At 39.9% G+C, this 26,430-nt stretch carries 29 protein-coding genes and 2 pseudogenes; 25 read left to right on the top strand and 6 right to left on the bottom strand.

The genetic code is table 11. The features are described from left to right. The 6 genes and pseudogenes from IEW05_RS14610 to IEW05_RS14590 form a co-directional block, all read left to right on the top strand. Positions 1-368 (top strand): annotated as a pseudogene (locus tag IEW05_RS14610) (shikimate kinase); the annotation flags it as partial. A gap of 301 nt (positions 369-669) precedes the next feature. Next, complete coding sequence (locus tag IEW05_RS14605; protein ID WP_188539961.1) at positions 670-999, top strand: DUF1801 domain-containing protein; 330 nt, start codon at positions 670-672, stop codon at positions 997-999. 362 nt (positions 1,000-1,361) lie between these two features. Then, on the top strand, positions 1,362-2,252 hold the full coding sequence (locus tag IEW05_RS14600; RefSeq protein WP_188539959.1) for a PhzF family phenazine biosynthesis isomerase: 891 nt from the start codon (positions 1,362-1,364) through the stop codon (positions 2,250-2,252). 294 nt (positions 2,253-2,546) lie between these two features. After that, the gene (gene comI, locus IEW05_RS25780; RefSeq protein WP_222860698.1) at positions 2,547-2,642 is read left to right on the top strand and encodes a competence inhibitor ComI; all 96 of its coding nucleotides are present in this window, start codon (positions 2,547-2,549) and stop codon (positions 2,640-2,642) included. A gap of 432 nt (positions 2,643-3,074) precedes the next feature. After that, positions 3,075-3,551 (top strand): NUDIX hydrolase, encoded by a 477-nt coding sequence (locus IEW05_RS14595; RefSeq protein ID WP_188539956.1) that lies wholly within the window; start codon positions 3,075-3,077, stop codon positions 3,549-3,551. Positions 3,552-3,718: 167 nt separating this feature from the next. Further along, positions 3,719-4,198 (top strand): GNAT family N-acetyltransferase, encoded by a 480-nt coding sequence (locus tag IEW05_RS14590; RefSeq protein WP_188539954.1) that lies wholly within the window; start codon positions 3,719-3,721, stop codon positions 4,196-4,198. Between the two features lie 73 nt (positions 4,199-4,271). Here IEW05_RS14590 and IEW05_RS26105 read toward each other — a convergent pair whose 3' ends face one another. From IEW05_RS26105 to IEW05_RS14575, 3 genes are read right to left on the bottom strand one after another with little or no spacing between them, the layout of a single operon-like run. Then, positions 4,272-4,655 carry a tyrosine-type recombinase/integrase gene (locus IEW05_RS26105; protein ID WP_188539951.1) on the bottom strand — a complete coding sequence of 128 codons (384 nt, stop codon included), beginning with the start codon at positions 4,653-4,655 and terminating at the stop codon, positions 4,272-4,274. Between the two features lie 38 nt (positions 4,656-4,693). Beyond that, the gene (locus IEW05_RS14580) at positions 4,694-5,446 is read right to left on the bottom strand and encodes a tyrosine-type recombinase/integrase (RefSeq protein WP_188539949.1); all 753 of its coding nucleotides are present in this window, start codon (positions 5,444-5,446) and stop codon (positions 4,694-4,696) included. Further along, entirely contained in the window at positions 5,440-5,622 is a 183-nt protein-coding gene (locus IEW05_RS14575; RefSeq protein WP_188539947.1) for a hypothetical protein, read from the bottom strand. The genes IEW05_RS14580 and IEW05_RS14575 overlap by 7 nt, the downstream gene beginning before the upstream one ends. Positions 5,623-5,726: 104 nt before the next feature. Between IEW05_RS14575 and IEW05_RS25620 the strand changes: the two genes are divergently transcribed. Further along, positions 5,727-5,897: a hypothetical protein gene (locus IEW05_RS25620; RefSeq protein ID WP_194434124.1), complete on the top strand. Its 171-nt coding sequence runs from the start codon at positions 5,727-5,729 to the stop codon at positions 5,895-5,897. Positions 5,898-5,926: 29 nt separating this feature from the next. Continuing rightward, positions 5,927-6,115, top strand: a pseudogene (locus IEW05_RS14570) (phage holin); the annotation flags it as partial. A gap of 163 nt (positions 6,116-6,278) precedes the next feature. Here the strand turns inward: IEW05_RS14570 and yjcZ are convergent. Continuing rightward, the gene (yjcZ, locus tag IEW05_RS25775) at positions 6,279-6,383 is read right to left on the bottom strand and encodes a sporulation protein YjcZ (RefSeq protein ID WP_229753382.1); all 105 of its coding nucleotides are present in this window, start codon (positions 6,381-6,383) and stop codon (positions 6,279-6,281) included. Positions 6,384-6,600: 217 nt separating this feature from the next. On the opposite strand from yjcZ, the gene IEW05_RS14565 reads away from it, so the two are divergent. The 8 genes from IEW05_RS14565 (at position 6,601) to IEW05_RS14530 (ending at position 12,584) form a co-directional block, all read left to right on the top strand. Continuing rightward, positions 6,601-7,035: a hypothetical protein gene (locus tag IEW05_RS14565; protein WP_188539943.1), complete on the top strand. Its 435-nt coding sequence runs from the start codon at positions 6,601-6,603 to the stop codon at positions 7,033-7,035. A gap of 228 nt (positions 7,036-7,263) precedes the next feature. Continuing rightward, positions 7,264-7,668 carry a YhjD family protein gene (locus IEW05_RS14560; RefSeq protein WP_188539941.1) on the top strand — a complete coding sequence of 135 codons (405 nt, stop codon included), beginning with the start codon at positions 7,264-7,266 and terminating at the stop codon, positions 7,666-7,668. 335 nt (positions 7,669-8,003) lie between these two features. Further along, positions 8,004-8,411: a hypothetical protein gene (locus IEW05_RS14555; protein WP_188539939.1), complete on the top strand. Its 408-nt coding sequence runs from the start codon at positions 8,004-8,006 to the stop codon at positions 8,409-8,411. 282 nt (positions 8,412-8,693) lie between these two features. Further along, a complete protein-coding gene (locus IEW05_RS14550) occupies positions 8,694-9,260 on the top strand; it encodes a GNAT family N-acetyltransferase (protein ID WP_188540889.1) in 567 nt (188 codons plus the stop codon). Positions 9,261-9,815: 555 nt separating this feature from the next. Beyond that, complete coding sequence (locus IEW05_RS14545) at positions 9,816-10,232, top strand: VOC family protein (protein WP_188539937.1); 417 nt, start codon at positions 9,816-9,818, stop codon at positions 10,230-10,232. 266 nt (positions 10,233-10,498) lie between these two features. Further along, on the top strand, positions 10,499-11,200 hold the full coding sequence (locus IEW05_RS14540; protein WP_188539935.1) for a lysophospholipid acyltransferase family protein: 702 nt from the start codon (positions 10,499-10,501) through the stop codon (positions 11,198-11,200). Between the two features lie 12 nt (positions 11,201-11,212). Further along, a complete protein-coding gene (locus tag IEW05_RS14535) occupies positions 11,213-11,857 on the top strand; it encodes a DUF2625 family protein (RefSeq protein WP_188539933.1) in 645 nt (214 codons plus the stop codon). Positions 11,858-11,879: 22 nt separating this feature from the next. Further along, positions 11,880-12,584, top strand: coding sequence for a DUF1963 domain-containing protein (locus IEW05_RS14530; RefSeq protein ID WP_188539930.1), 705 nt, complete (start codon positions 11,880-11,882; stop codon positions 12,582-12,584). Positions 12,585-13,053: 469 nt separating this feature from the next. On the opposite strand, the gene IEW05_RS14525 is transcribed toward IEW05_RS14530, so the two are convergent. Continuing rightward, positions 13,054-13,542, bottom strand: a complete 489-nt coding sequence (locus IEW05_RS14525) for a DinB family protein (protein ID WP_188539928.1) — start codon at positions 13,540-13,542, stop codon at positions 13,054-13,056. A 443-nt stretch (positions 13,543-13,985) separates the two neighbouring features. Here IEW05_RS14525 and IEW05_RS14520 point away from each other — a divergent pair, with 443 nt between their 5' ends. From IEW05_RS14520 to IEW05_RS14505, 4 genes are all read left to right on the top strand, one after another. Further along, the gene (locus IEW05_RS14520; protein ID WP_188539926.1) at positions 13,986-14,684 is read left to right on the top strand and encodes an HAD family hydrolase; all 699 of its coding nucleotides are present in this window, start codon (positions 13,986-13,988) and stop codon (positions 14,682-14,684) included. Positions 14,685-14,693: 9 nt separating this feature from the next. Further along, positions 14,694-15,245, top strand: a complete 552-nt coding sequence (locus tag IEW05_RS14515; RefSeq protein ID WP_188539924.1) for a hypothetical protein — start codon at positions 14,694-14,696, stop codon at positions 15,243-15,245. Between the two features lie 140 nt (positions 15,246-15,385). Further along, the gene (locus tag IEW05_RS14510; RefSeq protein WP_188539922.1) at positions 15,386-15,880 is read left to right on the top strand and encodes a DinB family protein; all 495 of its coding nucleotides are present in this window, start codon (positions 15,386-15,388) and stop codon (positions 15,878-15,880) included. A gap of 302 nt (positions 15,881-16,182) precedes the next feature. Next, a complete protein-coding gene (locus tag IEW05_RS14505) occupies positions 16,183-17,172 on the top strand; it encodes a hypothetical protein (protein ID WP_188539920.1) in 990 nt (329 codons plus the stop codon). Positions 17,173-17,610: 438 nt separating this feature from the next. Here IEW05_RS14505 and IEW05_RS14500 read toward each other — a convergent pair whose 3' ends face one another. Continuing rightward, positions 17,611-18,513, bottom strand: a complete 903-nt coding sequence (locus tag IEW05_RS14500; RefSeq protein WP_188539918.1) for a helix-turn-helix domain-containing protein — start codon at positions 18,511-18,513, stop codon at positions 17,611-17,613. Positions 18,514-18,890: 377 nt separating this feature from the next. Here IEW05_RS14500 and IEW05_RS14495 point away from each other — a divergent pair, with 377 nt between their 5' ends. The 5 genes from IEW05_RS14495 (at position 18,891) to IEW05_RS14475 (ending at position 26,424) form a co-directional block, all read left to right on the top strand. Beyond that, a complete protein-coding gene (locus IEW05_RS14495; protein WP_188539916.1) occupies positions 18,891-20,150 on the top strand; it encodes an ABC transporter substrate-binding protein in 1,260 nt (419 codons plus the stop codon). 98 nt (positions 20,151-20,248) lie between these two features. Further along, positions 20,249-21,097: a carbohydrate ABC transporter permease gene (locus IEW05_RS14490; protein ID WP_188539914.1), complete on the top strand. Its 849-nt coding sequence runs from the start codon at positions 20,249-20,251 to the stop codon at positions 21,095-21,097. 7 nt (positions 21,098-21,104) lie between these two features. Beyond that, a complete protein-coding gene (locus IEW05_RS14485) occupies positions 21,105-21,992 on the top strand; it encodes a carbohydrate ABC transporter permease (protein WP_229753381.1) in 888 nt (295 codons plus the stop codon). 5 nt (positions 21,993-21,997) lie between these two features. Continuing rightward, entirely contained in the window at positions 21,998-23,572 is a 1,575-nt protein-coding gene (locus IEW05_RS14480; RefSeq protein ID WP_229753380.1) for a DUF4127 family protein, read from the top strand. Between the two features lie 155 nt (positions 23,573-23,727). Beyond that, positions 23,728-26,424: a glycoside hydrolase family 10-like protein gene (locus IEW05_RS14475; RefSeq protein WP_188539912.1), complete on the top strand. Its 2,697-nt coding sequence runs from the start codon at positions 23,728-23,730 to the stop codon at positions 26,422-26,424. Positions 26,425-26,430 lie beyond the last annotated feature (6 nt).

The raw sequence follows: 26,430 nt of genomic DNA, 5'->3' as shown, positions 1-26,430 counted from the left end.
TGTTTCACAATCACATGTCGATCGAACTGTTTCATCCCTTCTTTGGTTTTAGTAGTGAAACATGGAGATTATCTAGTATCGTAAGAAGAGAGCTTTTTGAATCGAAAGGAGCACAAATTTATTTTGTTGAATTAGAGTCAAATATAGAAGAAAGATTAAAACGGAATACAACGGCGTTTAGACTTGATCAAAAACCAACAAAACGAAATGTTGAACAATCTAAAATGGACTTAATCAAAACCATGGAAAAACATAGACTCAACTCTAACGAAGGAGAAATTACCAGAGAGAACTATTTGAGAATTAATAATACAAATTTAAGTGCAGATGAAGTCGCAAGACTTATTAAAGATACATTTAATTTATAGTACGTTGTGAGTAATTCAAGAAGGCGCCTACTTCTTATAACACCATGTTCACGATTCGGCGGACAAGCCGCCTCTGTCCGGCAGAAGTTAGGAGCGGATTCGGAGAAGTAGTTTCAGTAGCAGGGAAGCGGAATCAGCCGGACATATCCAACTCCCTAACCGCATCGCGGCCGCCCTCCGGGCTTAAGGGAGTTGGACGTCGTGAACACATTAACGTTAGATGAAACATAAGCAAATTAAGAAAAGATATCAATATTTTTTGCTCTAGTAGATAAAATATTGATATAAAGGAGAATTATAAATGAAAGAGGATATACGTAATTATCTGGAGAAATTTGATGAACAAACAAAACAGAGATTTTGTGTTCTATATGGACTTATTTATGAAAGTACTTCTCAAATAATTCATGAAAAGCTATGGGCTAAATTGCCATCATTTTATGTGAAAAATAACTTTGTTCGGATTATTCCTTTTAAAGACCATATAAATGTTGAAGCCAAAGCAGTTCTTTCTCATAAGGATGAATTACAGGAATATAAAATAACGTCCATGGGTATGTTGCAAATTTTTCATAATCAGCAAATTCCAAATGAATTACTGAAAGTAATATTTAAAGAAAGTCTTGAATAATCAACTTAAATATAAATGGGAAGATCTAGGAGCGAATTACTGGAATAGTTGTTAGGGTTGAACTTATTACTTGTATTTGTAAAAACAATATTGGGGTAATTTTTCATATGATATCGAAGCAGTTAGTAAACTTCAATATCGATAAGGGTGTGGGTTATTTCAAGAGGGCATATGCATCATCTAACACCGTATTCACGCTGTGGGACTTCCGTCCCTTGGTTGTCAGATGTATAATCATGGTAGATATAGCAGTCAACAAACGACCCAGCCTAAGATAAGAGCTATCTAAGGCTGGGTCGTTTCGTGAATACCTAAACGTTAGATAAAATTGGCTAAATACATATGGAAAGGCGAGAATTAAGATGAATATTGTTAATGTCCTTCATTATGATGCTTTTTCATCTGTTCCGAATAAAGGGAATCCCGTTGGTATTGTGTTGAATGCTGACTACTTAACTAAGGATGAAATGCAACATATAGCCTTTAAAGTCGGCTTTAATGAGACTGTGTTCATATTGAATTCAGAGAAGGCTGATCTAAGGCTAAAGTATTTTACTCCAGGACATGAGATAAATCTTTGTGGGCACGCAACTATAGGATCATTATATTGTCTAAAGTCGAAAGGGATGTTTGAGGATAGAAAACTTATTCAGATTGAAACGAATGTAGGTATACTACCAATCAAATTTGATGAGATGGACGAACAATTATCAATAGAGATGAAACAAGACAGGCCTCAATTTACATCTTTTAATGGGGACCTAGATAAGTTGGCCGAGTCAATGGGATTAGCGAAAGAAGAGTTGGATTTAAATAAGCCCATCGTTTATGGAAGTACTGGTACTTGGACCTTACTGGTCCCAATCAAGAAATTGAGCAGCTTTAATAATATGACACCAAAAAATCAACAGTTCCCAAATGTATTAGTTGAGAATGTCAAATCATCAATACATCCGATATGTTTTGAGACTTATGATAATAGAGCGTTGATGCATGCAAGACATTTTTCCTCTCCTTACTCCGGCACAATTGAAGATCCAGTAACGGGGACGGCATCGGGTGTAATGGGTGCTTATTATTTATTGTATGTAAATCAAAACTTAACTTCTGTTGAATTTATTGTAGAGCAAGGCCAGGAAATTGGAAGAGATGGAAGAGTGCATGTAAAAGCAATACGAAGCGAAGAAGATATAGATATATTTATTTCAGGAACAGCGATATATGTACAAGAATTTAAGATTGAGTATGAATAATCGAAGAAGAGCCAACATCCTCTAACACAATATTCGCGCTTCGGGCCATGCGGCCCTTGATCTGCCCGAGGTATTTCGAAGAAGAATAACCAGGCAGATAGATCTATTCCCCAAAGATTAGAGCTATCTAAGGGGAATGGACGTCGTGAATACCAAACGTTATATGAAAGGGATGCAAGATAAAGATTACATAAACAAATTGAGAACACTTGTACGTAGGTATAAATAAAGGTAAAATATAACTACAATTGAATCTTGGGTGGGCATGGTTTTCCTTCGAAAGGAGGTGAAGCCATGGAAGTGAAAGATGCAATAACGATCATGTTCCTCTTTGGAACGTTCATTCTTGCTCTTTTAACATACATCAATAATAACAACAAGAGAAAGTAAAAACCCACCCAAAGGTTGAGGCCAGAGGTGGGTTTTGTTCCTATATGACTTAGAAGGGAATAAACCATCCAAGCCAATTGTACTGACCAGGTGTTCGCAGCACTTGGTCTTTATTACATATATAATAACACAAAGAAAAAATGTATCAAAGCGTGAAATAAAATTGGAAGTGACAAAATAAAAAAATATGTTGAAAGGTTATACGAAGATGGCATCCCCATCATATAACATCGTATCTACGCTGAGGGCCGTTTGGTCTTTGGATCGCCAGAAGAGGCAAGCTGAGATGCGGAATCAGCTCACAACCCTGCGAGGCTAAGTCCGTCGGACCTGGCAGACTTCGCTGCCATAAGCCTCTCGGGTTCGTAGATACAGAAACGTTATAGGAAATAGCAGCAATTCAAAAAATACGAACCATGAAAGGTCTATACCATGATAACCTTTGAGAGAAATAATAATAAATTCAATTTTAGAGTAGCTGGGATTCTAATTCATAATGGTAAACTTCTATTACATACAACAAAAACAGATGATTTTTGGAACTTGCCTGGAGGCCGTGTAGAATTTAATGAATCTACTGAACAAGCATTGATAAGAGAACTGCAAGAAGAATTAGGGGTCACTATACAACTCGAAAGGCTTGTATATGTTAATGAAGACTTTTTTGAATATGATTGTAAGAAATACCACGAGATCGGGTTCTATTATTTAATGTCATTACCAGCAAACCATGATATTCTTCAAAAGAAAGAAGAGTTTTATGGGTTAGAGGATAACGGAAGATTAATCTTTAAGTGGTTCGAGGTAGAAGAATTATTAGATCTTGAAGTCTATCCAGAGATATTGAAAACAGATATTAAAGAGATTATTACAGGTTCTGGAATCAAACACTCAGTAATAAGACAATAACATAAAATAACTTTGGTGACACTGTGCGACTGCTACATCAGTCTCCGACCCAGTCGCTTGCGCTCCCTTTAAGCCTCTCGGGCTCGTGAATACAAGAACTTTATACGCAATTGCTGAAAACATCTTAAACGATTACAGATCCATTTAAAACTGGAAGGAGTAACATAATGGAGATTACTTTATTTAAGTCTAGTCTTAATGAAGCAGAGATCATACATGAAATGCAAGTTAAAGCATTTAAGACATTACTAGAAAAATATCAAGATTATGAAACTAGTCCTGGGAATGAATCGTTAGAACGAATAATAGAGCGCTTAAATCAGTCCTTCACGGACTATTACATAATAAAACGATATAGTGTTCCCGTAGGTGCAATTAGAATTGTAAAGAAAGCAAATAGTGCTTATCGAGTTAGCCCTATATTTATATTGCCTGATTACCAAGGAATGGGAATTGCTCAAAAGGTCTTTAGTATCATAGAAGATATGTATGATAATGCACAAATATGGGAATTGGATACGATCTTACAAGAGCATGGTAATTGTTATCTTTATGAAAAACTTGGATACAGAAAAACGGGAGAAATGGTACAAATCAACGATAAAATGACAATAGTGTTTTATGAAAAACAATTACTCAAGAAATAACATAGAAGTTGTATTTCAGATAATTCAACGAAGTCAGCAACAGCGTATAACACCAGATAACACCAGATTCTCGCTACGGGCATTCGCCCTTGGTTGGAAGAAGATAGGTAGCGAAAAAGTAGCTCACCAACACATTCCATTCCCTAAGATAAGAGCTATCTAAGGTTGATCCCTTGGTACTACGGGGTTTATAGGGGGTATTGCCCACAACTTGCCCACATTCTAGTAAGTCACCAATTAGTGCGTCAAGCTTATCTACGTCCGCGCGTCTACGAGCTTCGGTTACATGTCGATAAACACGTGTTGTCAAATCGTCTTTTGTGTGGCTTAATTGCTTACGTATGTCATCAAGTGGTACGCCAACTTCGGCGCTAAGGCTAGTATAAGTGTGGCGAAGACCGTGAGCAGTAATGTACTTACTTGGAAATTTCGCTTCTACAAGTGTTTTATCTAACATTTCATTTAATTAGACGGACTTAATGGGTACCCTGGTAACTATTCTGTAGGGTTCACAAAAATGAATTCTCTTCCGTCTTTATTTTTGTGATATTTAGGGCCGATCATAAGACGAAAAGCTTTCACATCTTTCATTTGAGCCTCAATAACAGCTGCAACTCTTTCACTAATATCGATTAATCTGCGTGAGCTCTTAGATTTAGGTGGACCTATATCGTAGTTACTCAGTCCATCTTTATCATACAATGTAGCGCTAATTCTGATCTTCAACTTGCTTTTATTGAATTTTCTTGGTTCTAACACGCTGAGTTCCCCCACGCGAATACCTGTATGCGCCATAATGAATATTACTCTTACAAATTGTCGCCATTCAAATTCTTCTCTTGGAGTTGCGGCTTGTTCGTTTTTTTGCTTAGCTGCAGCTATTACCTTGGCTAGTTGCTCCTTTTCTAGGAAATTTGGTACTTCTGCTTCTTCGTCAAAATCCAAGTCGAAATTCTCTTCTTCTTCCTCCTTTGGAATGGTAGCCCCCACATACGGAGACGTTTTAATTTGACCTCGTTGTACAGCATGTCTAAATAAGGCATTCATCAACCCATGAATACTCTGTATCGATTTGACCGCTAGTCCACGCTCTTCCTGTAACCATAATAAAAAGTCTTGATACTGACTTGGTGTAATTTCCTTAACGATTTTGCTGTTAAAGTAAGTACAAGGGTGTACGAGAAGATGTGTATAAGTGTGTATAGTGTTCAAGTGAAGCTTTTTTAATTTCGAATGATAAACTAACATTCAATCAAAATACCCGCTTTATAGGCTTCCTCCGGTGTTGGATATTGTATCGTATCTTTTTGACTCCGACCCTTTGAGCCATCAGGATTGGTGATCGGCACATCATAACGGTATGTGTATCCTTTTCCTCGTTTACGTACATTAGGCGGCAGTTCATCTTTCTTCCTTCTTGCCATATTATCCCCCTATCGGAACATATGTTCTATTTTTACGTATGTTAAACCGCCTTGCTGCGGTGGAAGCGCTAGTTTACATGTAAAGCTTATGTAATTCCCGAGGTATGGAGCAGCGAAGCAAGCGTCCAGGGGCTCCGATCACTCGTGAAGAAACATCCATCGTCGTTAATAAGCTACGGATGAACTTCCTTCGGTTGATAGCAGGGAACGCAACTAGGATCGGAGAGATCGAATGTCAACTTGAAGTAATTGAAAATGGGGGTAATTTACAATGACCAAGCAAAGATAGCGTAACTATGCTTTATGGGTAAGTATCGTATCTCAGGCTCTATTGTTAATCCAACTCGTTAGACATCTTACGGGGGCATTCGATTTTACAGAGGTAATGAAGCAGGATCTATTAACTATCGTTGATGTAGTGCTAGGGCTGCTGGCGACCTTGGGAATTATATCGAACCCAACTAAGCCGGATAGTTCAGGCTACAATCTGTAAACTGACATAACCCCACAGGCATAGGCTAGTGGGGTTATTTTTTGAATTCCCAAGAGTTTGGAAATTATATTACCTACACTTAAGAGCCCAATCACTCCGAGGCTTTTTTCATTTTAATTATCACATTACCGACATTAGGCCTAAAAGTACTTTATCGGCGGTATTAGATACCGAAACCTCCACAAGCGCAAGAGACGATTACTAATAAGATGAACAATACAAGGATTGTACCTGTGCTTGTAAAAAAGCCTCCACGTATATCGGACATTTTAACACCCCCCTGTTTTTGAGTACACGTTATGATATGAAGGCTGATCTCACTTTGATTGGGTGATCGTTACTGGTTATTTCACCATATTAAAAACAAGGCTTAGCCCATCATTGCTAAATGAGATAATCACCAATATTCTCCGACATAAATAAGTAAAATACCATATAATATATAGTCATTTGACTAGTTCAACATATGTGTGGAGGGAAAAATAATGATTACTTATTACGGCGATCGTCAGGAAATACCTCATCCCATTCTTCTAGAGGCTAGACAAGTTGCTCCAAATCAAGTTTTAATTATGTATGATCAGCGGGTTGATTTAGCATCAGCAACAAATATTTCTAATTACTGGATTAGAAGTAATATGGAGCGTCCCGCTGGTATTGCAAGCGTTGGAATGGGTGATGCAATTACAGCAGCAAATTCAATACCCCCTGAAATGGGGATGATAGCACCTGCTGACAATACGAAGACGAGATTTATCATGACATTTAGGGATAATGCTATGTCTGGTATCCTATATGTAGTGCTCCCTTGTTTTGTTAGCTTGGAGGGAATGACTGGTTTTATGGGAGGAAACTGGGGCCCATTTAGTAGGAATGCGTTTATTGGCATGATGTCAGTGATGCCTCGTGGAGAACGATAGTCCAATTTTAGTAGCGGCAGTCTGGGGCTTTATTTTTACAGTCCCGAGCTGCAGCTAAATCAGCTAATGTAAGTTTAAATGACTACATCATAACTGCTATTGAAGAGTAAATAGAGCGTGACAAAAAGACCACCGCGATAATCCAAATGGTCTTTTTTTCTTGTTGAATAAAGAACGTATATTCGCATATAATACAAACAAACGTTCGTATTTCTAGGAGGCAGCTTCATGAGTAATCAAGAAGTTAAAAACACTGTTGTGACAGTTGAAGAAATGACTATGATCCGCGATTATATTTTACTGCCGCATTTGGAAAAGATGGTTCAGAAAAGCCTAGCTGACATCGAATACTCCAACAATGTCCTAAAGCGCTTATATCTGATGGCAGGGCATACAATCATTGAGATGATATCTAGCGACCTACGTAGATTGCGTCGTGAGCTTAAACAAAGCAATATCAAAATCTTAGATGCAGAACAATCGGATTACGTTGTTTTTCACTACTATTATTGTCGGGGATATAAAGAACAGTTCGGTATGTCACGCGAAGCTATGCGTACAGAGTTAAGTTGGAAGTTGTCTAAATATATCTCAGATTTGACTACGTTCTTAAAAACAGAACAAAATAAGTAGAGGATATAAAAAGCCATCGCTAAACCTTAATTGGTCGGCGGCGGCTTTTTATATGTGCTTCTCAATTTAATAGGTACATGCCCACAACTTGCCCACAAAAAACAACTACTTTTGAAGTCTTCGCGCAGTTCTTACAAAAACGTGAAAACCGCATAGATAAAGGGTTTAACGTTTTTGAAACGAATTAAATATACTTAATACCTTAAGAGCTATCTAAGGGAATGGAACGTCTTGAATCCAAGAAACGTTAGCCGAAATCTTTGGATAATAAAAAATATAAAATTCTCTAAACACCTTTATCCTCTAGAAATTTAATATCGAAAGAGGAGGGAAATATGATTAAGAAAAAAACAGCTAATTGTACAGGCATAGTAATAATTTTGCTTTTAATTTGTAGCACTGAATACAGGACAATATGGAATCGAGACTTGATTGAAAGTAGAAATGAAGATAACGCAGAAATTTTATCCAATAAATATTTTAGAAGGAGTCATATTAAATGGTATATTCGATTTTTAGATAAGATCGAGATTCTTACTAAGGACACAAGTAGACCGTTTCAAACATGGATAATTCTTGATTCAGGATTTGGCTCTGCAGATGCAATATATTTTCACACCGAAAATCCACATAGTGAATTTCCAATTAAGTTTGATGACTTTAATTGGAGTACTCAAGAAAATGAGTTATTAAAAGGACTAATTGATTTGAATAAATATGATTTGGGAAGATGTCTTTATTAGGATAGATATTATAGTTATTGCATACAGAAGAAAGGGCATGGAATATCTTTAAGAAGGTTCGAGGACGACATTGACATCAGATAATACCGTATTCACGCTGCGGGACTTTCGTCCCTTGGTTGTCAGATGTATAATCATGGTAGATATAGCAGTCAACAAACGCCCCAGCCTAAGATAAGAGCTATCTATGGTGGGGCGTTTCGTGAATACATAGAACGTTATATGCAATTGGGGCAAGTGCTAAAAATGGAAATAATAAACACTTACTAAGGAGAATCTATGATGCACATTGAAACCTCAAGATTAATAATTCGTGATCTCATAATGAAGGATTGGATAGATGTACATGTATATGCGTCTAATCCTAAAGTAACTGAATATATGATTTGGGGACCAAACAATGAAGATGAAACTAAATCATATGTGAATCAACAAATTGAAAAGAAACAAACAATTAACCGAACCGATTTTGAATTTGCAGTAATATTGAAAGAAACCAATCAATTAATAGGTGGTTGTGGAATTTATATTAAAGAGTTAAATGCTGAAATCGGTTATTGCTTTAATCCAGATTACTGGGGAAATGGATATGCAAGTGAAGCATCAAAAGCATTGTTAAGGTTAGCATTTGAAAAATTCAAAGTACATAGAGTTTATGCAACATGTCGTCCAGGTAATATTGGATCAGCAAAGGTTTTAAGTAAAATTGGAATGAAAAAAGAAGGTCATTTAAGAGAACATCTATGGACTAAAGGGAAATTTCATGATTCATATTTATTTTCCATTTTAGAGAATGAATATAAAGAAAATAGCGAGAGTGGTTTCGAAGAAGGCCACGACAGCATATAACACCGTATTCACGCTGCGGGGCTAACGCCCCTTGGTCCGAAACGAAGTTATGAGGAGTGAAGTGGAATCAGACGGATAATCTCTGCAAATCTAAGTCTCCGACTCGTTCCCTACAGTCACTTAAACCTCCCGGACTCGTGAATATATAGAACGTTAGACGAAATAAATGCAATTAATAAAATAGCTCATAAAGGCGGTGAATTCATGATTTTTTTTGAGAAAACAAATAAGATGTCCAATTTTTTCTTGGTTCTTTTCGTACTTTTTCTTGTTCTGACTTTAATTCTCTTTGCAAGTAGCCAGTTTACTGAAGTTCTTTCTTATAACTTCACTAATGACTTAAGAGGAACAGTTTGGATGTTAATTTCTTTTATGATTTCAGTTTCTTCACTATTCGTAGGAGTATCACTTAAGTACTTGATAAAAGAAGCTAATCATGAGATTCATTTACTTGAAGAAAGAATTAAGAGAAATAAACATTAAACTATACTAATTCGATGTTATGAAGTGAGTTAAAGTTCATGAAGTACATAAAGTCAAAAGGAGAGTCAAGCAATGAAGCTAAGAGTAGGAGCTGTATTCATTCCAGTTCTAAATCTTGAACAAAGTATTTCTTGGTACACCGATTGTTTTGGGCTTGAGTTGGTTGATAATTGGGGAGTCGGAGCAAGTTTCAAATTTCCTTCAGGAGAAGCTTTGGTAGCACTAATTCAAGTAAGGGAGATTCAACCATTACATTTTTCAACTGGAGATAATCAAATTGACAATGTTTACTTTCATTTTGAAACAGATGACTTAGATAAGATGAAGATCCATTTAAGAGAAAATAACATAAGCATTATGAAACATGAGGATCATGGAGTAATGAATGAAATATATATTATTGATCCAAGTGGCAATCAAATCGTAATTTTTTGCGAGAAAGAAACTTCTCCATTTTACAGACATGCAACTAATAAGATCTCTTGGTAAAACTTTTGCATGCATTTCGATAGGTCCTTAGCCATCAGATAACATTGTATCTACGCTGCGGGCTTACACCCTTGGTTCGCAAGAAAAGGAAGGTAATGGAGTGGACCAACAACCCTGCGGGGCTAAGTCCATAGGACCTGGTTGCAAACGCTCCCCTAAGACTCTCGGGTTTGTAGAGATACCATAACGTTATCTGAAATTACCTAAACATAATGTTGAAAACTAAGAAGCATTATGAATTAAGGACCATTAGGGAGGAGTAATAAATGATCTCTAACTCAACAGCAAAAATAATAAATATTTTACCGAAACAATTTGTCACATACATATCTAAAAAAATAATAGATAAATACCTGAAGAAATTTGCCAATGTTAACATAACAGGTAGTGAAAACTTAAAGGGGATAAAAACCCCAACTATTTTTATATGCAATCATTTAAGCAATTCTGATGGATTAGTTTTAGACAAGGCTTTAAAAGAGATAGATCCAACTTTTGTAGCAGGTGAAAAACTGTCAGACAATGCTGTTACAAGTATAGGGGTTAATGTAATAAAGACAACTAATATAAAACCTAATACTGCTGATAAAGAGGGTCTCGAGAAAATTATTAAGCTTGTTAAACAAGGGGAAAGTTTATTGATATTCCCAGAAGGAACTAGAAGTAGATTTGGTAGTTTGATTGAAGCAAAGAAAGGAATCCTTTTTATAGCGAGAATTACAGGAGCCCCCATTGTGCCTATTGGATTATATGGGACAGAAAAACTGTTACCCATAAATATAGAAGGAGATATGAGGTCTGAAAACTTTCAATATGCAGATGTTCATATCAACATTGGAAAACAATTTGAATTTCATAAGAGAGCAAAAGAACAAGACAAAAATGAATACGAAGAATTTGCCCTAAAACATATAATGAAGAAAATAGCTGAATTATTACCTGAAAGTTATAGAGGAGTTTATAAATAAGGAGTGGAATTTGTGAAAGATATTTCAGAACTTATTTTTGAAGATAACGCCTGGACGATGATTCAAGATTGGATACGTGATTCACAAGTAAATATACATATTCTTGAGAATACAAAAGCTGAAGGTGAAGAAGCGCTCTATAATTTACAAATCACCAATAAATCTACTATGGGAGCCATTGCACTTGAGTGTGGTGGTTTTGTTGTTGATCATGGTTGGTTGTACTTACTTGGTTCAGGGCATCCTGAGATATTTGGCTCTCTAATTAATAACAAACATCAATCTCTCTTCGAAGAAGGATTCGTAGTAGCCTATGATGTAGTAGGAGGAATCTTTGCTATTAATACAGAGGAATTTGATAATAGTACGCGTAATATTTATTATTTTGCGCCGGATACTTTGGAGTGGGAAGACACTGGTAAAGGATATACTGACTTTATTTATTGGGTATTACATGGTGATCTGAATAAATATTATAAATCTTTTAGATGGGGTAACTGGATAGAAGATGTTAGTGCATTAACTAGAGATCAAGGAATATCAATATTTCCATATTTGTGGACGGAACAAGGCAAGGATGTTGAAAGTAGCTATAAAGAAGCAATTTCTATTAAGGAAGTATGGGGAATACAAAGTGATTTTAGAAATGAAATTTAACTAAATAAGGAGTTGCAATGAAGTGGAAAACCTTAAGAGAAAAATAATGAGACGGGCAACTTTATTGCAGATTGGAGGATTTAGATCTTCTGGAGAACCAACTAATTCTATATTTGGACAAGTAAATTTATCGCTACCAAATGAAGAATGGCCCTATTCAAATAATAAACCTATGATACCGTTGTGCCAAATAAACATTCTTCAATTACCATATGTCCCCGATTTACTTAAAGATATTGAAATGATCACATTGTTTATAGATAGTGACGAACTTCCGAATAACAATCCAAATGGTCAGAAATGGTGCTTACGAACTTATAATTGTATAAAAGATCTTGTTCCTATTCATAGTGTTCCATATGAATCAAAGATAAAGGTATTTGAGATGAAACCGACATTAATCGAAGAAGACTATCCTTGTTGGGATGATTTTGTTGAGGAATTAGATAAGGAAAACATATCTATTACTGAAGAAGTAAACGATTTTTATGATAACCATTTGAATAATATCTCTGGATTCAAAATAGGTGGATGGCCTACGACAATTCAATCAGAAATATATTGGGCTCCTTATAATCAACATCCCGCTAATCCTCAGTTTGTATTTCAAATTGATTCAATAGAAAGAGGAAATTGGTTTTGGGGGGACAGTGGAGTAGGTTACATTGGGCGAGGAACAACAAATGGAAGATTTAACGAGTGGGTTATTGAATGGCAATGCTTTTAGTATATTCGAGGGAGTTCAGACCTTCATATAGCACCATATTTACGCTTCGTTCACCCATCGGTCCAGCAGAAGTTAGAAGTGGAAGATTATCTTGGTAAAGAATTTCGAGAAAGTATTGAATATGTATAGAGATAAGTAAAGAGATCGTAGAAACACTAGAAACATTGAAGTAGAAAGAAATATGAGTTGTGAGTTATACATAGAGGATCGATCCTTCATATAACACTGCAGTTGGTGAACCTGAAACAAATATAGATATCGATTGGTGCCTAGCCTTCTTGATAGGCTATAATTACAGCTAGTTTAAACGTTGGAGAATACGTTATACGCCTCTACGCCTTTTGTTTCGATAGTTCGATTTAAACACAAATGACCCGCAAGAGGGTCACTTTTTTCAAAAGTTCCATCTTACGGGTCACAGTTCAGACAGGAGTTCATTGCTTTCTCATTGGTGAAGCTGCGCTATCGCTTACTTCTTCATATTCTGCTGTTCTTCACGAGTAGGACCGATTACACCTGGTACGGGAAGTCCTGCTTGACGTAGAAGAACCGTCATTTGACCGCGATGGTGAGTTTGATGATCAATCAGCATACGAAGAATAGCTCCGCGCGGCGCAGGGCCGGAGAATGTGTCTACGCTTTCTGCCATCATCTCATCTGTTAGCGATTGCGCTGCAGCAGCCTTCACACGCTCAACAACAGTCTTATATGTAGCGAGAATCTCGCTTGCTGAAGTTGGAACGGACTTAGGATCGCCTGCAGGCTCAATCTTAAGTCCTGCCATACCTGTGAAGAACACCGGACATGTTGCCAGATGCCATCCTAACCAACCGAGAGAACTATGTCCCTCTACAATGGACTGGTCTAGCTTGTCATCCGTTAATGCTTCAAGCACCTTAATCGTTCCAGTTGCGGCATGTGCCCAATCATTGACAAAGTCTTGTGCTGTTCTATACATAAACTACACTCCTTCAACATTTATTGCTAGATCACTAGCTAATTAACCCAACCCCTATATCATAGATAGAAATAGCAAAGAATTCAAACAGTATGAGATGCTAAATCTTATTAGGAATTGTCTGCTGGATAACAAACAGGCTCCAAAATGTAAGCTAAATTATTAAAAGTGTGTAAATTGGTGCTCAGTTATAGTTTGTGGAAGGTGTAAAAACTCGCCAGTTTTTTTGCTTGGCGAGTTTTATCATTTCTTTTGGAGTTTTACAATTTGTTCAGATATTTCAGACGGACTTTACTGGTTAGATGTATAATCATGGAAGAAGCACAGACACGAATCGACCCAGCCTAAGATGGAGTTATCTAAGGCTGGGTCATTTCGTGAATACATAAACGTTATATGCAATCATCAAGTAAAACCTATAAATATAAGAAAGAAGGCATATCATGAGGAAGAAAGCAATTTTCTTTGACTTATTTGAAACATTAATTACCGAATATGATCCCGATTGGAAGCCAAAACCTGATTTATCATCAGAACTTACACGTGAAGTATTTAATAAACATTGGTCAGTAAGAAGAAAACAGATGGAGCTTAATAAAAGTATAAATTTTGTTTCAATAACGCATGAGATACTGAAGGAAACAAATTGTATTATTGATAATCAGGTAATCCAAGATCAATACCAACTGTACCTGCAAGATAAAATCAAGCTTTATCAAAATATTCCTAAAGAGATCATTGAGACTATATATGAGTTGAAAAAATTAGGGTATATGATCGGATTAATTAGTAATTTGTCCCAAGATGATTTCGTGGGTTGGATTGATTGTGATTTAGCATGTTTTTTTGATACTCTTACTCTTTCATTTCAAATAGAAGTATTGAAACCTGATACCCAAATTTTCGAAGTTGCTTGTAAATCAATAAATATTAGACCCGAGGAATGTATCTATGTAGGTGATGGTGGAAGTAATGAGCTATCATCAGCCAGAGCCTTTGGTATGGAGACTTATTATGCAAGTTGGTATATAGAGAAATGGCCGAGTTGGAAGAAGACTGAAAGCGGAAGAGACAACGTAAATGATTTTCAACGTTTGAGTGATATTAAAGAACTTGTAAATATTGCGAAGATGGCTTGGTGACAGCGTGAGATGAAAAAGATAAATATTAGACCAGGTGCTTTCCCAAGTGAACTCAAGGATGAAATAGGGGAGATAAATACAATATTAGAATTAGAAGGTGAGTTACCCGACACAGATACTTTCAGAGTTATCATCGATGATGAATCGATTGAGATACCGTATAGAACCTATGTTAATGTACCCAGTAACGATCTGTTAAAAAAATTAAGTGAGACACAATTCCACATTACTTGTTGTTATTTGACGAGACATCATAATGGATACATTAGGGAACGATTTTTGAAGGAAATCATACTTATTAATGACTCTTGGATTGTTCCATATGTGATCAAGCTTGCTGGTGAATATGTAGTGGAAATATTAGCTTTAATGAATAGCCATTTGAATGATTTGGATATTAGCGAATACACCAAGTTTATCATAGAGAATCCTGAATTTTATTATCGGACCAAGCAGAGGGTAGTGAGTTACTGGAACTGTTATTATGAATCAGAATATAAAAACATAAATGAGTACCCAGGAACACAAATAATAAGATTCTTTGAAAGTAAACTCAAATAGAGGCAACTGCACATAACATTGTTTTCACGCTGCTGGGCTTACGCACCTTGGCTGTGATAAGGGAAGGTTGGGGCATTTTGTGAATACAAGAACGGTATCCGAATGAACCAATGAATTAATCGAAAAAGCGAGGTATAAAGATGAATTATAAATCTATTCTCATAGACCAATTAAACGCTTGTTATAACGATAAGAGCTGGTTTATTCCACTTCATGAGATTTTAATAGATTTAAATGAGACACAAGCTGCATGGGAGAATGAAAGTAAACAATCTATTTGGTCGATAGTGAATCATCTCATTTATTGGAATGAGAAATGGCTTGAGAGATATAACGACGAACAATTCGAATTGAAGAGTTCAATAAACAATGATGATACGTTTTACCTGAATCCACATGCTATAAATGAATATGAGTGGAAAAAGACACAACAACGACTTGAAACAGTCTTTAATAGTTGGAATAGGGCACTTGAGGAGAGCGAAGATCTCAAACTAATAACAGAACTCCCCAAATATTTTAATGCTCCATGGTGGGGAGTAGTTTCAAATTTATGTATTCATAATGCATATCATATTGGACAGATCATGCTACTCAAAAAGCAATTACTAAGTTTAAATCAAAAAAACGATTGAAGGATTGCAGTCAATGAAGAAACGGCATTCGTTAACAAAGCTTCACGCATCGGGGCTCGCGTCACTCGGATGTCGTATGTATAATTATGGAAGAAGCATAGACAACAAAAGACCCAGCCTAAGATAAGAACTATCTAAGCCTGGGTCTTTTCGTGAATGCACAGATGATATCGGAATAACTTATGAAATCAAAATGGGCATCAAGAGATGGTAAAGCAATTCTTCCGGGAAGATCAATAATGATAGCTTTGAGTTTTCGTTAGATCAAAAAATCATCTTTCAGGTGAGGTGGAGCTGAAACCATGAATGCAAATCAAGATCAGCGAATTCCCTATGCGGTGTTCGAGAATGAAATTCAGGTTCCGATACTGGATATTACTCATCCTCTTTTCAACGCAAGTATTGATGAACAGGCGTATCATTTGAACTGTCTCAAGTCAGCCCGGAGCATTGAATCATTAAAGAAGATGCCTGGCTTTATCCGGAACATCTTTGTGAAAATGTCGAATGTTGACAATTCCTATCTTAGCGGCATGCGTACCTTGCTGTACAAACTTGGCCCTGGCTTAAGCAGGGGGATAAAATTAGGTTTTCGAGACAAGTGGGCGATGAAGCAAACCTCTTTCATGGGACTTCGGATTAGGCTGAGGGATCTTTGCCGGCACCAGTCGAAAATTTTGTTTCCCCAACTCCAACTATTCCCTGAACGGAACCTTTGTTTCTTTAATATCGCTGGGGGGGCCGCCACCGATAGTATCAACACCCTGATTCTACTTCAGGAATCGGACCCGGAATTACTCAAGGGACGGAAGATAGAGATCAATATTTTAGATATCGATACCTACGGGCCCAATTTCGCAAAAAGGTGCATCGATGTTTTGAAGCAGCCGGGGGAACGGTTCCATGGCCTTGATATAACCCTCAATATTATTCATTATGACTGGAGCCAATCGGAAGCATTACAAAAAATGAGTTTGGAACGATCGGGCTGGATACAGCTCTGTTCATCGGAGGGCGGGCTTTTTGAGTACGGTTCGGATTCAGATATCATTGAAAATTTAAACCATTTCTTTACTAACTCTCCGGAGGATGCCCGGGTCACGGGTTCCTTAATTTTCGATCGGGCGCATGTGAATCCGGGATACCTGGGATTTACAGAGTTTATTGGCGTGCAAATCCAATATCTTGGGTTGGAGGGATTGCAGCGAATTTTATCCCAAACCTCGTGGGTTCTGGAAGAATCCCATGAGATTGATACAATCTATACTCTGTTTTCATTGAAGAAAGCGTAACTTAAGTCACCGAGGTTGAAGGAAGCATATTCATAAATTGAAAGAACAAGTGGTTTGTTGTATTAAAGAGGATGAGTAGCTGCCTCGACACATCCGCACCGACGAACCGCATTGCGGCCAGCTCTGGAGGACCTTAAGTCGGTGGGATGTCGTGAGTGCAAGAACGTTATATGAAATCTCCTAAAAGCAAAAGAAGAAGAGGTTAATCCATGGTAGAGAATATATTGTGAGTCGTATCTTGAGACCCTAATGAACTGCTAAAGGATTTCACTTCTTCTTCAAGTAAAACGGATTGAATGAGGTTCTAAAACATGGTGGATCTTTTCATGAGGTCGCTCTTTCTGGATCATTTGCTGGTACAAATGATTCTACAGAAATGGCGTCTTGTTTGCTATTCCCTGATGTATTAATGATCATTCATATAGTGAACTAGATGAGTTACTCCTGGGCTTGTTCGAACGGGGGGTTCGAGTCAACGCGCAGCTTGGCGATATACTCTTTAGGTTTGCAGCCAGTATATCTTTTGAATAGTTCGTAAAAATGCGCCATATTCTCGATTCCGATCGTCTCAGCAATTTCCGTCACCCTCATGTTTTTTGTAATCAGAAGACGCTCCGCCTCTTGGATCTTTCTGCGGTTTACATAATCGGTAAAGGAGATTCCCATCATTTTTTTGAAATATTTGGAGAAGTAGGAATAGCTCATGTTGGCCAGCTTGCACACATGCTTGAGCTCGATTTTCTCCCCAATATGTGAGTTTATATAGGAGATGACCTCTTTTAGCAGTGGGACATCCATAGAGCTTTCTTGATCCAGTGTTCTGCGGTCATCGTTTCGAAACAGTGTGAGCAGAATTTTAATGACCAGCATGCTGGTCGCAATCTCAAAACCGCTTTTCTTGCCCTGCATCTCATCATGTAGTTCTTTCAAAATGTCCGCGATTTCACGTCTGGCATGTTCATTCTCTTCTATGATATAGTTCAGTCGGTCCAACGGCTGGTCAATCTCCGTAAATTGACGGTAATACATCTGAATGGCCGGATTAAAATAGGCGTGCAGGTCGATATGAAGCACCATGTACACCAACCTTTCCGTGCCGATCTTGCGCCCAAAATGAAGCTGGGATGAGCCGATTATACAGCTGTCTCCCGCTTTCAGCCTGTAGACTTTATCCGGTATATGCACATCGAGTATTCCTTGCTCAACAGTAAGAACCTCAACCTCCTTGTGGTAATGCCATATCCACTCGATAGGGTACTCCAGGCCTTCATTGACTAATTTCCATATTTTAATACATAGTAGTGGATCCTGGTATTCTATCGGCTCTTTAAAAACTTTCATGCAGTCATAGCCTCCTATAATAAATCATGATGTCTAAAATGAATACAAACAGGATAAATGCCGTCATATACACTGCATATGAAAATCAGTAAGGTTATATTGTACCCATTATACAACAAGGAAGAAAATAAGAGTTCTGCGGGAGTCTGTCTGGGAGAAAGAAGCCTTTAGAGATTTCATTTGCTGATCTAAGGTGAAATATTCCACTTAGCTATTAATTATTAAGAAATATTCACTCTAAAGTCAAAGGTTTTATTGAAATGAAATGAAGATCCAGTACACAGACCCATTTGTTCGCGGTTTACTCACCTTGTTTTGAAAGGGTTTACATTTGTAGGGATTTTAGACTAGATCGAACTTAAAGGGGGACGTTTATTTTGAAAAAATCAAAAAGTATGATCGTTTTACTACTCACATGCATGATGCTTGTGATGGCAGCCTGCTCGAGCGGAGGGGGAGATGCCGCAAAGTCCGAAACCTCCACAGAAATCAAGTTTTGGACGATCTCGCTGAGCCCGACTTTCGATGATTACATCAATGGCATGGTCGATACGTTTGAGAAAGACAACCCAGGGGTGAAAGTGAAGTGGGAGGATATTCCGATCGATGCGGTTGAGCAGAAGACGTTGACAAGCAGTGCTTCAGGTAATTTGGCGGATGTCGTTAACCTGAACACCGAGTTTTTAAAGAAACTTGCTTCACTCGGCGCACTGGCTAATATGGACGAGCTCGCTGCTGATGTAAAAGGTGACTTTTACGAGGGTGTATGGACAGCAGGTGAATACAAAGGATCAACGTACGCGCTTCCTTGGTATTTGGCTAACGACGTTGTGCTCTACAACAAGGATCTGCTGAAAAAGGCAGGATTTGATACCCCTCCAACGACGGTGGATGAAGCCTGGGAAATGACGAAAGTCATTAAGGAAAAGACAGGCGCATATGGATACTCCCTGACAACAATCCGAGATGAGTTGCTGTACAGCGGTATCCCAATTCTGAATGAAGATTTTACAAAGGCTGCATTTAATGTGCCGCAAGCTGTTGAAATTTTCGCGAAATATAAGGAGCGTAACAAAGAAGGGCTGATTCCGGAAGAGATTCTGCTGGATCAGGCAAAGCCGCAAGAATGGTATGCACAGGAGAAGCTTGCTTGGTGGCAAACTGGACCTAACCTGTTCCGTCAAGTCAATGATTTGGCTCCAGCAGTGTATGAAAAATCGGATGCAACAAGCTCTTTTGCTTACAGCACCGGTCAAATTCCTGTAAATACAATGAACATCGCCGTATCGGAGAAGAGCAAGAATAAGGACGCAGCGGTTAAGTTTGCGAAGTTCGTGACGAATGCCGAGAACCAACTTCAGCTCAGCAAGCTTTCCTCTGTTCTTCCTTCTGCGAAAAAAGCTGCAGAGGATACTTTCTTCGCAGCAGGTAAAGACTCAACCGATCCAGTTGAGAAGGGCCGTTACTTGGCTGTAAACCAGCTTGAGAAATCAATGGATTTACTGCCTCCAGTTGAGAATCTGGCTGATATCAATAGAGCTATTAATGATGAATTCAAACGTATGCTTTCTGACGATTTAGATCCTGCCGATGCTGTAGCGGCTGCGGAAGATGCTGTTAATAAGTTACTTCAATAAAGAAAACAAGGTTTGGAACAATCTTCTTCAGCCGCACGAGCATGTGGCTGAAGAAGATTTATGGCATCGATTATGCTACACGAAGGAGGTTTGCATCTATGTATAAAAGGTCACATGCCTGGTCGTTTCTCGCCCCGGCAGGATTGCTGCTGCTCGTTTTTAGCATAATCCCTGCTTTTGCGGCCTTGTTTTTGAGTTTTACGAAATATGATGTGATCAATCCTGTCGAATGGGTTGGTCTTGCTAATTACAAGGCTTTGATGAGCAACAGCCTATTCTGGCAAGCGATGAGCAACACGGTTTACTATTGGATTTTAGTCACACCTGCTTTGGTCGTTCTGCCAGTGTTTTTGGCTGTGCTTGTAAATCGGGGCTTAGCCGGGGTTAAGGTATTCCGGCTCATATATTATTTTCCGACGCTTGTCTCTGTTGTTGTTACAGCCTTTTTGTGGAGCTGGATGTTCCAGAGCGACGGAGTGCTTAACTATATCCTGAGTCTGCTCGGAGCGGAGCCGCTAAAGTGGTTGACAAACAAACATATGGTTCTTCCGAGTCTTGCGTTGGTAACCGTATGGCAGGGTCTTGGTTATTACATGCTGTTCTACTTATCGGGACTTCAATCCGTACCGGAGGATTTGTATGAAGCGGCTGATTTGGATGGTGCCGGATTCTGGCGCAAACAGATGGTCATCACATTCCCAATGCTGCGTCCGGTTATATTTTTTGTGGCAGTCGTATCTACAATGGGGGCGTTTAAAGAGTTTACCCTCATGATGAACATGACTAAGGGCGGGCCGTTGAATGCATCAACTACGGTCGTATATCTGGTCTTTGATGAGGCGTTCACCAAGTTGCATATGGGTGGCGCGAGCGCAATGTCCTTTGTGCTGTTTCTGGCGATCATGTTGCTGACGGTCATTAATAAACGATACTTGGACAGAGAGTGAGGGATGAATGATGGCAGATCAAGCTTTAGGTGCTGGGGCAAACCATTCGTCCGGAATGAAACGGTGGAATAAACGGAAAGTCATCAGCAATACGTTTTCATACGCTTTAATGATACTCATCGCTCTTGTCATGATTCTCCCCTTCCTGTGGACACTTTCAACATCACTAAAGGGGCAGAATGAGGCAATTTACACCATGCCTCCGAGATTTATTCCGGAGCAATGGACGCTTGGAAATTATACAACCGTATGGAATTCGCTTCCGATACCGGTTTACTTCTGGAACAGCATTATTTTATCCTTCTTTGGCGTAGCACTGCCCTTAATATTGGCGTCTCTCGCTGCCTTTCCGCTCGCAAGGATGGAGTTTAAAGGTAAACAGTTCGTTTTCCTCCTGATCATGGCTACGATGATGATCCCGGCGGAAGTAACGATGATTCCGATTTATTTGATTCTAAATAAAATAAATCTTCTGGGAACCTTGACCGGTGTTATCGTACCCGGTGCTGTTTCCGCATATGGTATCTTTCTGATGAGGCAAGGGATGCTTACCGTTCCCAAGGAAATTGAGGAGTCGGCGGTCATTGATGGTGCGGGCGTATGGCGGATATGGCTGAACATTATGATGCCGATGGTGAAGCCGACACTTGCCACACTTGGTATTTTGAGTTTTATCGGAGCCTGGAACAACTTTCTGTGGCCATTCCTCGTACTCGATGATAGCTCCAAATACCCGCTAACGGTGGGGCTATACAAGCTGAAAGGGACGTTTGTATCCAACACACGCCTGGTTGCGGCCGGATCCATGATCACGCTCATTCCGATTGCGATTGTATTTATCTCATTCCAGAAATACTTCATCAAGGGCGTTAACGCTGGCGCCGTGAAAGGATAATCATCATGAACGGAACGTTTTCTATAGAGAAAATCATATACCTGCCGCTCGACGAGCGGCCTTGTAACTATAACTACCCGGTACAGCTTGCTTCGATGACTGACCTGACACTTACTGTTCCGCCACGTTCCTTGCTGGGGGTAAAGAAGGAACCGGCTGAGTATGAGGCACTGAAGCAGTGGCTAGAGAAGGAAGCCTCAGATGCGACGAGGCTGATTATTTCGCTCGATTTGCTCGTATACGGAGGTATCGTGCCTTCCAGATTGCATCATCTAACAGATAAGGAATGTGCAAGCCGACTTGAATTGTTGAAGCATCTTAAGATCATCAATCCTTCCCTGAAAATTTACGCTAATAACCTGATTATGCGGGTGCCGTCTTATGACAGTGATGATGAAGAACCATCTTACTATGCCCAGTATGGCCAAAAGCTGTATGAATATGGATGGATGCTGGATAAGGGGGAGCGGGAAAACCTTTCTAAATCCGAAGTGAAGATTCTTACAGAGCTGACAATGAAAATCCCTTCTACGGTGTTGGTTGATTTCACAGGCCGTAGAGCTACCAATGCTTACGTCAACCGGATGGCGATTCGCTATGCGGAAGAGGGAGTTATCGATAAATTGGTCATTCCACTGGATGACAATGCAAAGTATGGATTCTCGGCCAAAGAGCAGCGTGAGCTGTTGTTTCTGGTGGATAAGAGCAATCTAACAGATTGCGTGATGATCTATCCAGGGGCAGACGAGATAGGCTGTACGCTTCTGGCCGGAGTATTTTGTGAGATCAAAAATTACTTTCCGGAAGCATATGTCCGCTATTCGTCGACTCAAGGGCCGTATGTTATTCCGAAATATGAGGATCGGAGCTTGAATGAAAGCATTAAGTCGCACATGACGGCTGCTGGTGTATTTATGGCTGATTCTTCTATGGAATCGGATTTTGTGCTCATGGTAAATGCTCCGCCTGTCGGTCAGTCAGAGGCTGCTGAATCCTCCCAAACCTACCAGGAACGCAATCGTTCCTACTATTCTGAGAGTCATCTGAATGAGTTCAGACAAGCACTTCGGGCGTATTACAAAAAAGGAGTATTCATCGCTCTTGCTGACGTTGCGGTCAGTAATGGCGCGGATCATGTACTGATGAAGCTGCTCAGCAAAGGCAATGACCTGAATTCTCTGGATGCTTATGCCGCATGGAACACTTCCGGTAATACACTGGGGACTGTTATCGCACACGCCGTAATCGCCTCTTATTACAGCAAGGAGACCTCGAAAGAAACCGCTCCAGGTTGGAAGGATCGAAGCAAGTCTTTCATGTTGCGCAGGCTGGTTGAGGATTGGGGCTATCAAACGGTGGTCCGCAACGAAGTTATATCGGATGTTCTGCCAGAGCTAGGCGTGACGACTATGGATCTCGGTTCAAGAGAAGACGAGCTTCGCGAGGTGATCAAGGACGGGCTGAATGAGTTCTGCGGCACCTATTTAATGGATATGACAGGTGGGAGTCCGCAGGTTGCGGATGTTATGCTCCCTTGGCACCGGACGTTTGAGGTGGACTTTACACTGGTTGGTAATTAATCAAGAGAATATGGACATGGAATCATAACGGCGCCCTCGGACTTGGGTGCCGTTGAGGAGGTGATCGTAGAGCGTTTACAATTATACATTTCGTTGCATATCCTTTTTGTTGGTACAGAAGAATCAGTAGCAGTAATTTATTCGGAGGTGTGTTGATGAATTTTAGAAAATGGTATTCAGCGCTTATGTGTTGTGCCCTAATATTTTCGCTCATATCTGTTTCTACTGAGAAAGCCCAGGCTCAAGAAGGGGAAACAAGTCCGTCCATTACGCTGCCTGACGGTACTAAACTTGCGGTTGACGCTGTGAACGCTGTACGCGGCGAAAACGGGATTACCGTGTATACCGGAGATTATAGCGCTCCATTTACAGCAACGTTTGAGAACGATAAGGTCGTCGAATTCATTGTTTCAGGTGGAATCGTACTGGAGAAAAATACGAACGGTTCTAAAGGGACCTATATCCCCCTGCACAATGTTGTGATATCGGCTTCCGGCACTGCCAAGGAAGAGATGGAAGCGATTACGACGGGGGATGCGCTGACACTGAATGGGATTACAATCCCGGAACAGATGAACCGGTTTGCCGTTGTGAATGGTACCGAAATAGCGATTAACAAAATAAATGCATATCGCGACGAGAATGACGTCGTACTGTATGATGCCGGTTATGGAGCCTCGACCAATACGAATCAATGGGGACTCGAGCTCATCATTGAGAATGGCGTCATTACTGGCATGGCCAAGCCGGATGGCAAAACGTATAACAATTCCCGTATTCCAGGCCAAGGCCATGTATTATCTGTACAAGCTGGATCTTCATATTACAATGATTTGAATGCGAAGATCGCGAGCGGCGAGATCAAAATGGGTGACCCTGTGGAGATCATTGTACATGAGGAGACACATCTAGCGAGTCGTATTGCTTATGATGCTATGGACCCGAAGTTGAAGGAAGATAATCCAGGGGGCTGGGATTCAGCAAACAACAAGCCGTTCGACGGATTCCGCGGGGGCGACCAGCTAATTGTGTATACCAGTGATTATGGAAAAGAAACGACAGGCACCAACGCCTGGGGTTATGAGGTCATCGTTGATGAGAATCATAGAGTCATATCCGTTGGAGGTAACAACTCTCCGATTCCGGATAAAGGCTTTGTTCTGTCTGGACACGGCGTGAAGGCGGACTGGCTCAAAAACTACGCTAAGCTAAGTGCGGCCGTAAGCATGAATCATACCACTAAAGAAATGGTTATTATGCTGACACCGCAATCCTCCCTGGATCGGGCTGATTACCGTATCAAGACTTCGACAGCACTGCTGCAGAAGTCGAAGGATATGTTTATGGATGTTCCTTATGCAAAGATCGAACAGAAAATTGCTGAGGCAAAGACCGTTCGCGGAGAGATCGCCAAGTTGATTGAGCTGCAGGCATTCGATCAGATGACTTTGAAATCAGCAGCGCTTGATAGCCTGATGGATGAGGTCATTAACTTGAATATGGAATCCCGCAAGGTAGACCATCGTGCGATCTGGATTCGCCCATTAGAGACGAATATTGATGAAGTTCGCCAGCATCTGAAGCTCATTGCGGACGCAAACCTGAACCAGGTGTATGTGGAAACTTGGTGGGATGGCTACACGATTTACCCTTCGGACAATCCGCTTGCGCCTCACAATCCGATGTACAAAGGTTTTGACGTCCTTCAAGCGTACATGGATGTAGCTGATGAACTGGGTCTCGAGATACATGTATGGGTGGAAAATGCATTTCTTGAAGGAAACAAGATGGAGCAAAAACCGGAATGGTCGATGATCCGGCGTGATGGAGCTGACTATTGGGAAGTAGACGGCCATACTTTTTACTGGCTGAATCCTGCACTGCCAGAAGTCCGGAAATTCATTACCGACCTCTATGTCGATCTAGTGTCCAGATATCCGGTTGCCGGGCTGCATCTGGATTACATCCGTTATCCGGATAACTACGGGACGGAAATTGATTATGGTTATGACGCTTATACTCGTGAGCAGTTTATGAAGACATTTAAAACAGACATAGATCCGGTAAATTTGTATCCGGGCGATAAGCTGTGGCCGGAATGGCAGCAGTTCCGCATGGATATCATTACGGGATTTGTTAAAGATCTTGTACCGCAATTGAAAAAGATTTCACCGAAACTGTCGATCAGCGCAGCGGTGTTTTCCGATTTCTACAGTAATCCGTATTACAAGCTGCAGGAGGCAGGGTTGTGGCTGCAAAATGGTTATCTGGACAACGTATTCCCAATGTCCTATAAGCTGGATGCCCAAGCAGTTGTCCATGATGCGGAAGAGACACTGAAGCTTGCCGGTGACCTCTCATATGTGACAATGGGGCTTGGACCACAGGCCAAAGTATCTCGGCCGGTGCTCGTCGAGCAGGCCTATGAGACACAGAAAAAAGGAACATCAGGCAGTGCGTACTTCGAATTCCTGTCTTACTTCGGCGATCAATATAACGTGCCGCTTAAGCAGGGGATTTACCGGAATAAAGCCATTGTTCCATTCAGTAACCCTGGACTGTCTGTGAAAACCATCTTGATGGAAATGGACCGGAAAATCGATGAGATTTATGTGCCGAATAAAGGAATGACGGATGCAAAGAGTTATAAAAAGGACCTGAAGGTGCTAATCAACAAATTGAATGAAAATAAGACAATCGACAAGAGAGCAGCCAAGCTCGGTGGAGATTTAGAGCAGCTTATGAACAACCTGAGTAAGGATGCCTCCGTAAATGCTCAGGTGAAGGAGCGGATGATGTTCGATCTGAAGTATGCGGATCACATCATCAAAATTTACAACAACAAAAACTAAAGCGGT

The sequence above is a fragment of the Paenibacillus segetis genome, assembly GCF_014639155.1.
Lineage (GTDB): Bacteria > Bacillota > Bacilli > Paenibacillales > Paenibacillaceae > Fontibacillus > Fontibacillus segetis.
Note: the sequence above shows the minus strand (reverse complement) of the source record. Positions and strands in the feature narration are given on the sequence as shown.

Coding starts and splice junctions, on each gene's coding strand:
- IEW05_RS14555 (WP_188539939.1), top strand. CDS start 8,004: ATGATTAAGAAAAAAACAGCTAATTGTACAGGCATAGTAATAATTTTG.
- IEW05_RS14595 (WP_188539956.1), top strand. CDS start 3,075: ATGATAACCTTTGAGAGAAATAATAATAAATTCAATTTTAGAGTAGCT.
- IEW05_RS14520 (WP_188539926.1), top strand. CDS start 13,986: ATGAGGAAGAAAGCAATTTTCTTTGACTTATTTGAAACATTAATTACC.
- IEW05_RS14565 (WP_188539943.1), top strand. CDS start 6,601: ATGATTACTTATTACGGCGATCGTCAGGAAATACCTCATCCCATTCTT.
- IEW05_RS14490 (WP_188539914.1), top strand. CDS start 20,249: ATGTATAAAAGGTCACATGCCTGGTCGTTTCTCGCCCCGGCAGGATTG.
- IEW05_RS14525 (WP_188539928.1), bottom strand. CDS start 13,542: ATGTATAGAACAGCACAAGACTTTGTCAATGATTGGGCACATGCCGCA.
- IEW05_RS14510 (WP_188539922.1), top strand. CDS start 15,386: ATGAATTATAAATCTATTCTCATAGACCAATTAAACGCTTGTTATAAC.
- IEW05_RS14600 (WP_188539959.1), top strand. CDS start 1,362: ATGAATATTGTTAATGTCCTTCATTATGATGCTTTTTCATCTGTTCCG.
- IEW05_RS14540 (WP_188539935.1), top strand. CDS start 10,499: ATGATCTCTAACTCAACAGCAAAAATAATAAATATTTTACCGAAACAA.
- IEW05_RS14580 (WP_188539949.1), bottom strand. CDS start 5,446: ATGTTAGTTTATCATTCGAAATTAAAAAAGCTTCACTTGAACACTATA.
- IEW05_RS14485 (WP_229753381.1), top strand. CDS start 21,105: ATGATGGCAGATCAAGCTTTAGGTGCTGGGGCAAACCATTCGTCCGGA.
- IEW05_RS14590 (WP_188539954.1), top strand. CDS start 3,719: ATGGAGATTACTTTATTTAAGTCTAGTCTTAATGAAGCAGAGATCATA.
- IEW05_RS14500 (WP_188539918.1), bottom strand. CDS start 18,513: ATGAAAGTTTTTAAAGAGCCGATAGAATACCAGGATCCACTACTATGT.
- IEW05_RS26105 (WP_188539951.1), bottom strand. CDS start 4,655: ATGTTAGATAAAACACTTGTAGAAGCGAAATTTCCAAGTAAGTACATT.
- IEW05_RS14560 (WP_188539941.1), top strand. CDS start 7,264: ATGAGTAATCAAGAAGTTAAAAACACTGTTGTGACAGTTGAAGAAATG.
- IEW05_RS14575 (WP_188539947.1), bottom strand. CDS start 5,622: ATGGCAAGAAGGAAGAAAGATGAACTGCCGCCTAATGTACGTAAACGA.
- IEW05_RS14475 (WP_188539912.1), top strand. CDS start 23,728: ATGAATTTTAGAAAATGGTATTCAGCGCTTATGTGTTGTGCCCTAATA.
- IEW05_RS25620 (WP_194434124.1), top strand. CDS start 5,727: ATGGAGCAGCGAAGCAAGCGTCCAGGGGCTCCGATCACTCGTGAAGAA.
- IEW05_RS14505 (WP_188539920.1), top strand. CDS start 16,183: ATGAATGCAAATCAAGATCAGCGAATTCCCTATGCGGTGTTCGAGAAT.
- yjcZ (WP_229753382.1), bottom strand. CDS start 6,383: ATGTCCGATATACGTGGAGGCTTTTTTACAAGCACAGGTACAATCCTT.
- IEW05_RS14605 (WP_188539961.1), top strand. CDS start 670: ATGAAAGAGGATATACGTAATTATCTGGAGAAATTTGATGAACAAACA.
- IEW05_RS14545 (WP_188539937.1), top strand. CDS start 9,816: ATGAAGCTAAGAGTAGGAGCTGTATTCATTCCAGTTCTAAATCTTGAA.
- IEW05_RS14515 (WP_188539924.1), top strand. CDS start 14,694: ATGAAAAAGATAAATATTAGACCAGGTGCTTTCCCAAGTGAACTCAAG.
- IEW05_RS14480 (WP_229753380.1), top strand. CDS start 21,998: ATGAACGGAACGTTTTCTATAGAGAAAATCATATACCTGCCGCTCGAC.
- IEW05_RS14550 (WP_188540889.1), top strand. CDS start 8,694: ATGCACATTGAAACCTCAAGATTAATAATTCGTGATCTCATAATGAAG.
- comI (WP_222860698.1), top strand. CDS start 2,547: ATGGAAGTGAAAGATGCAATAACGATCATGTTCCTCTTTGGAACGTTC.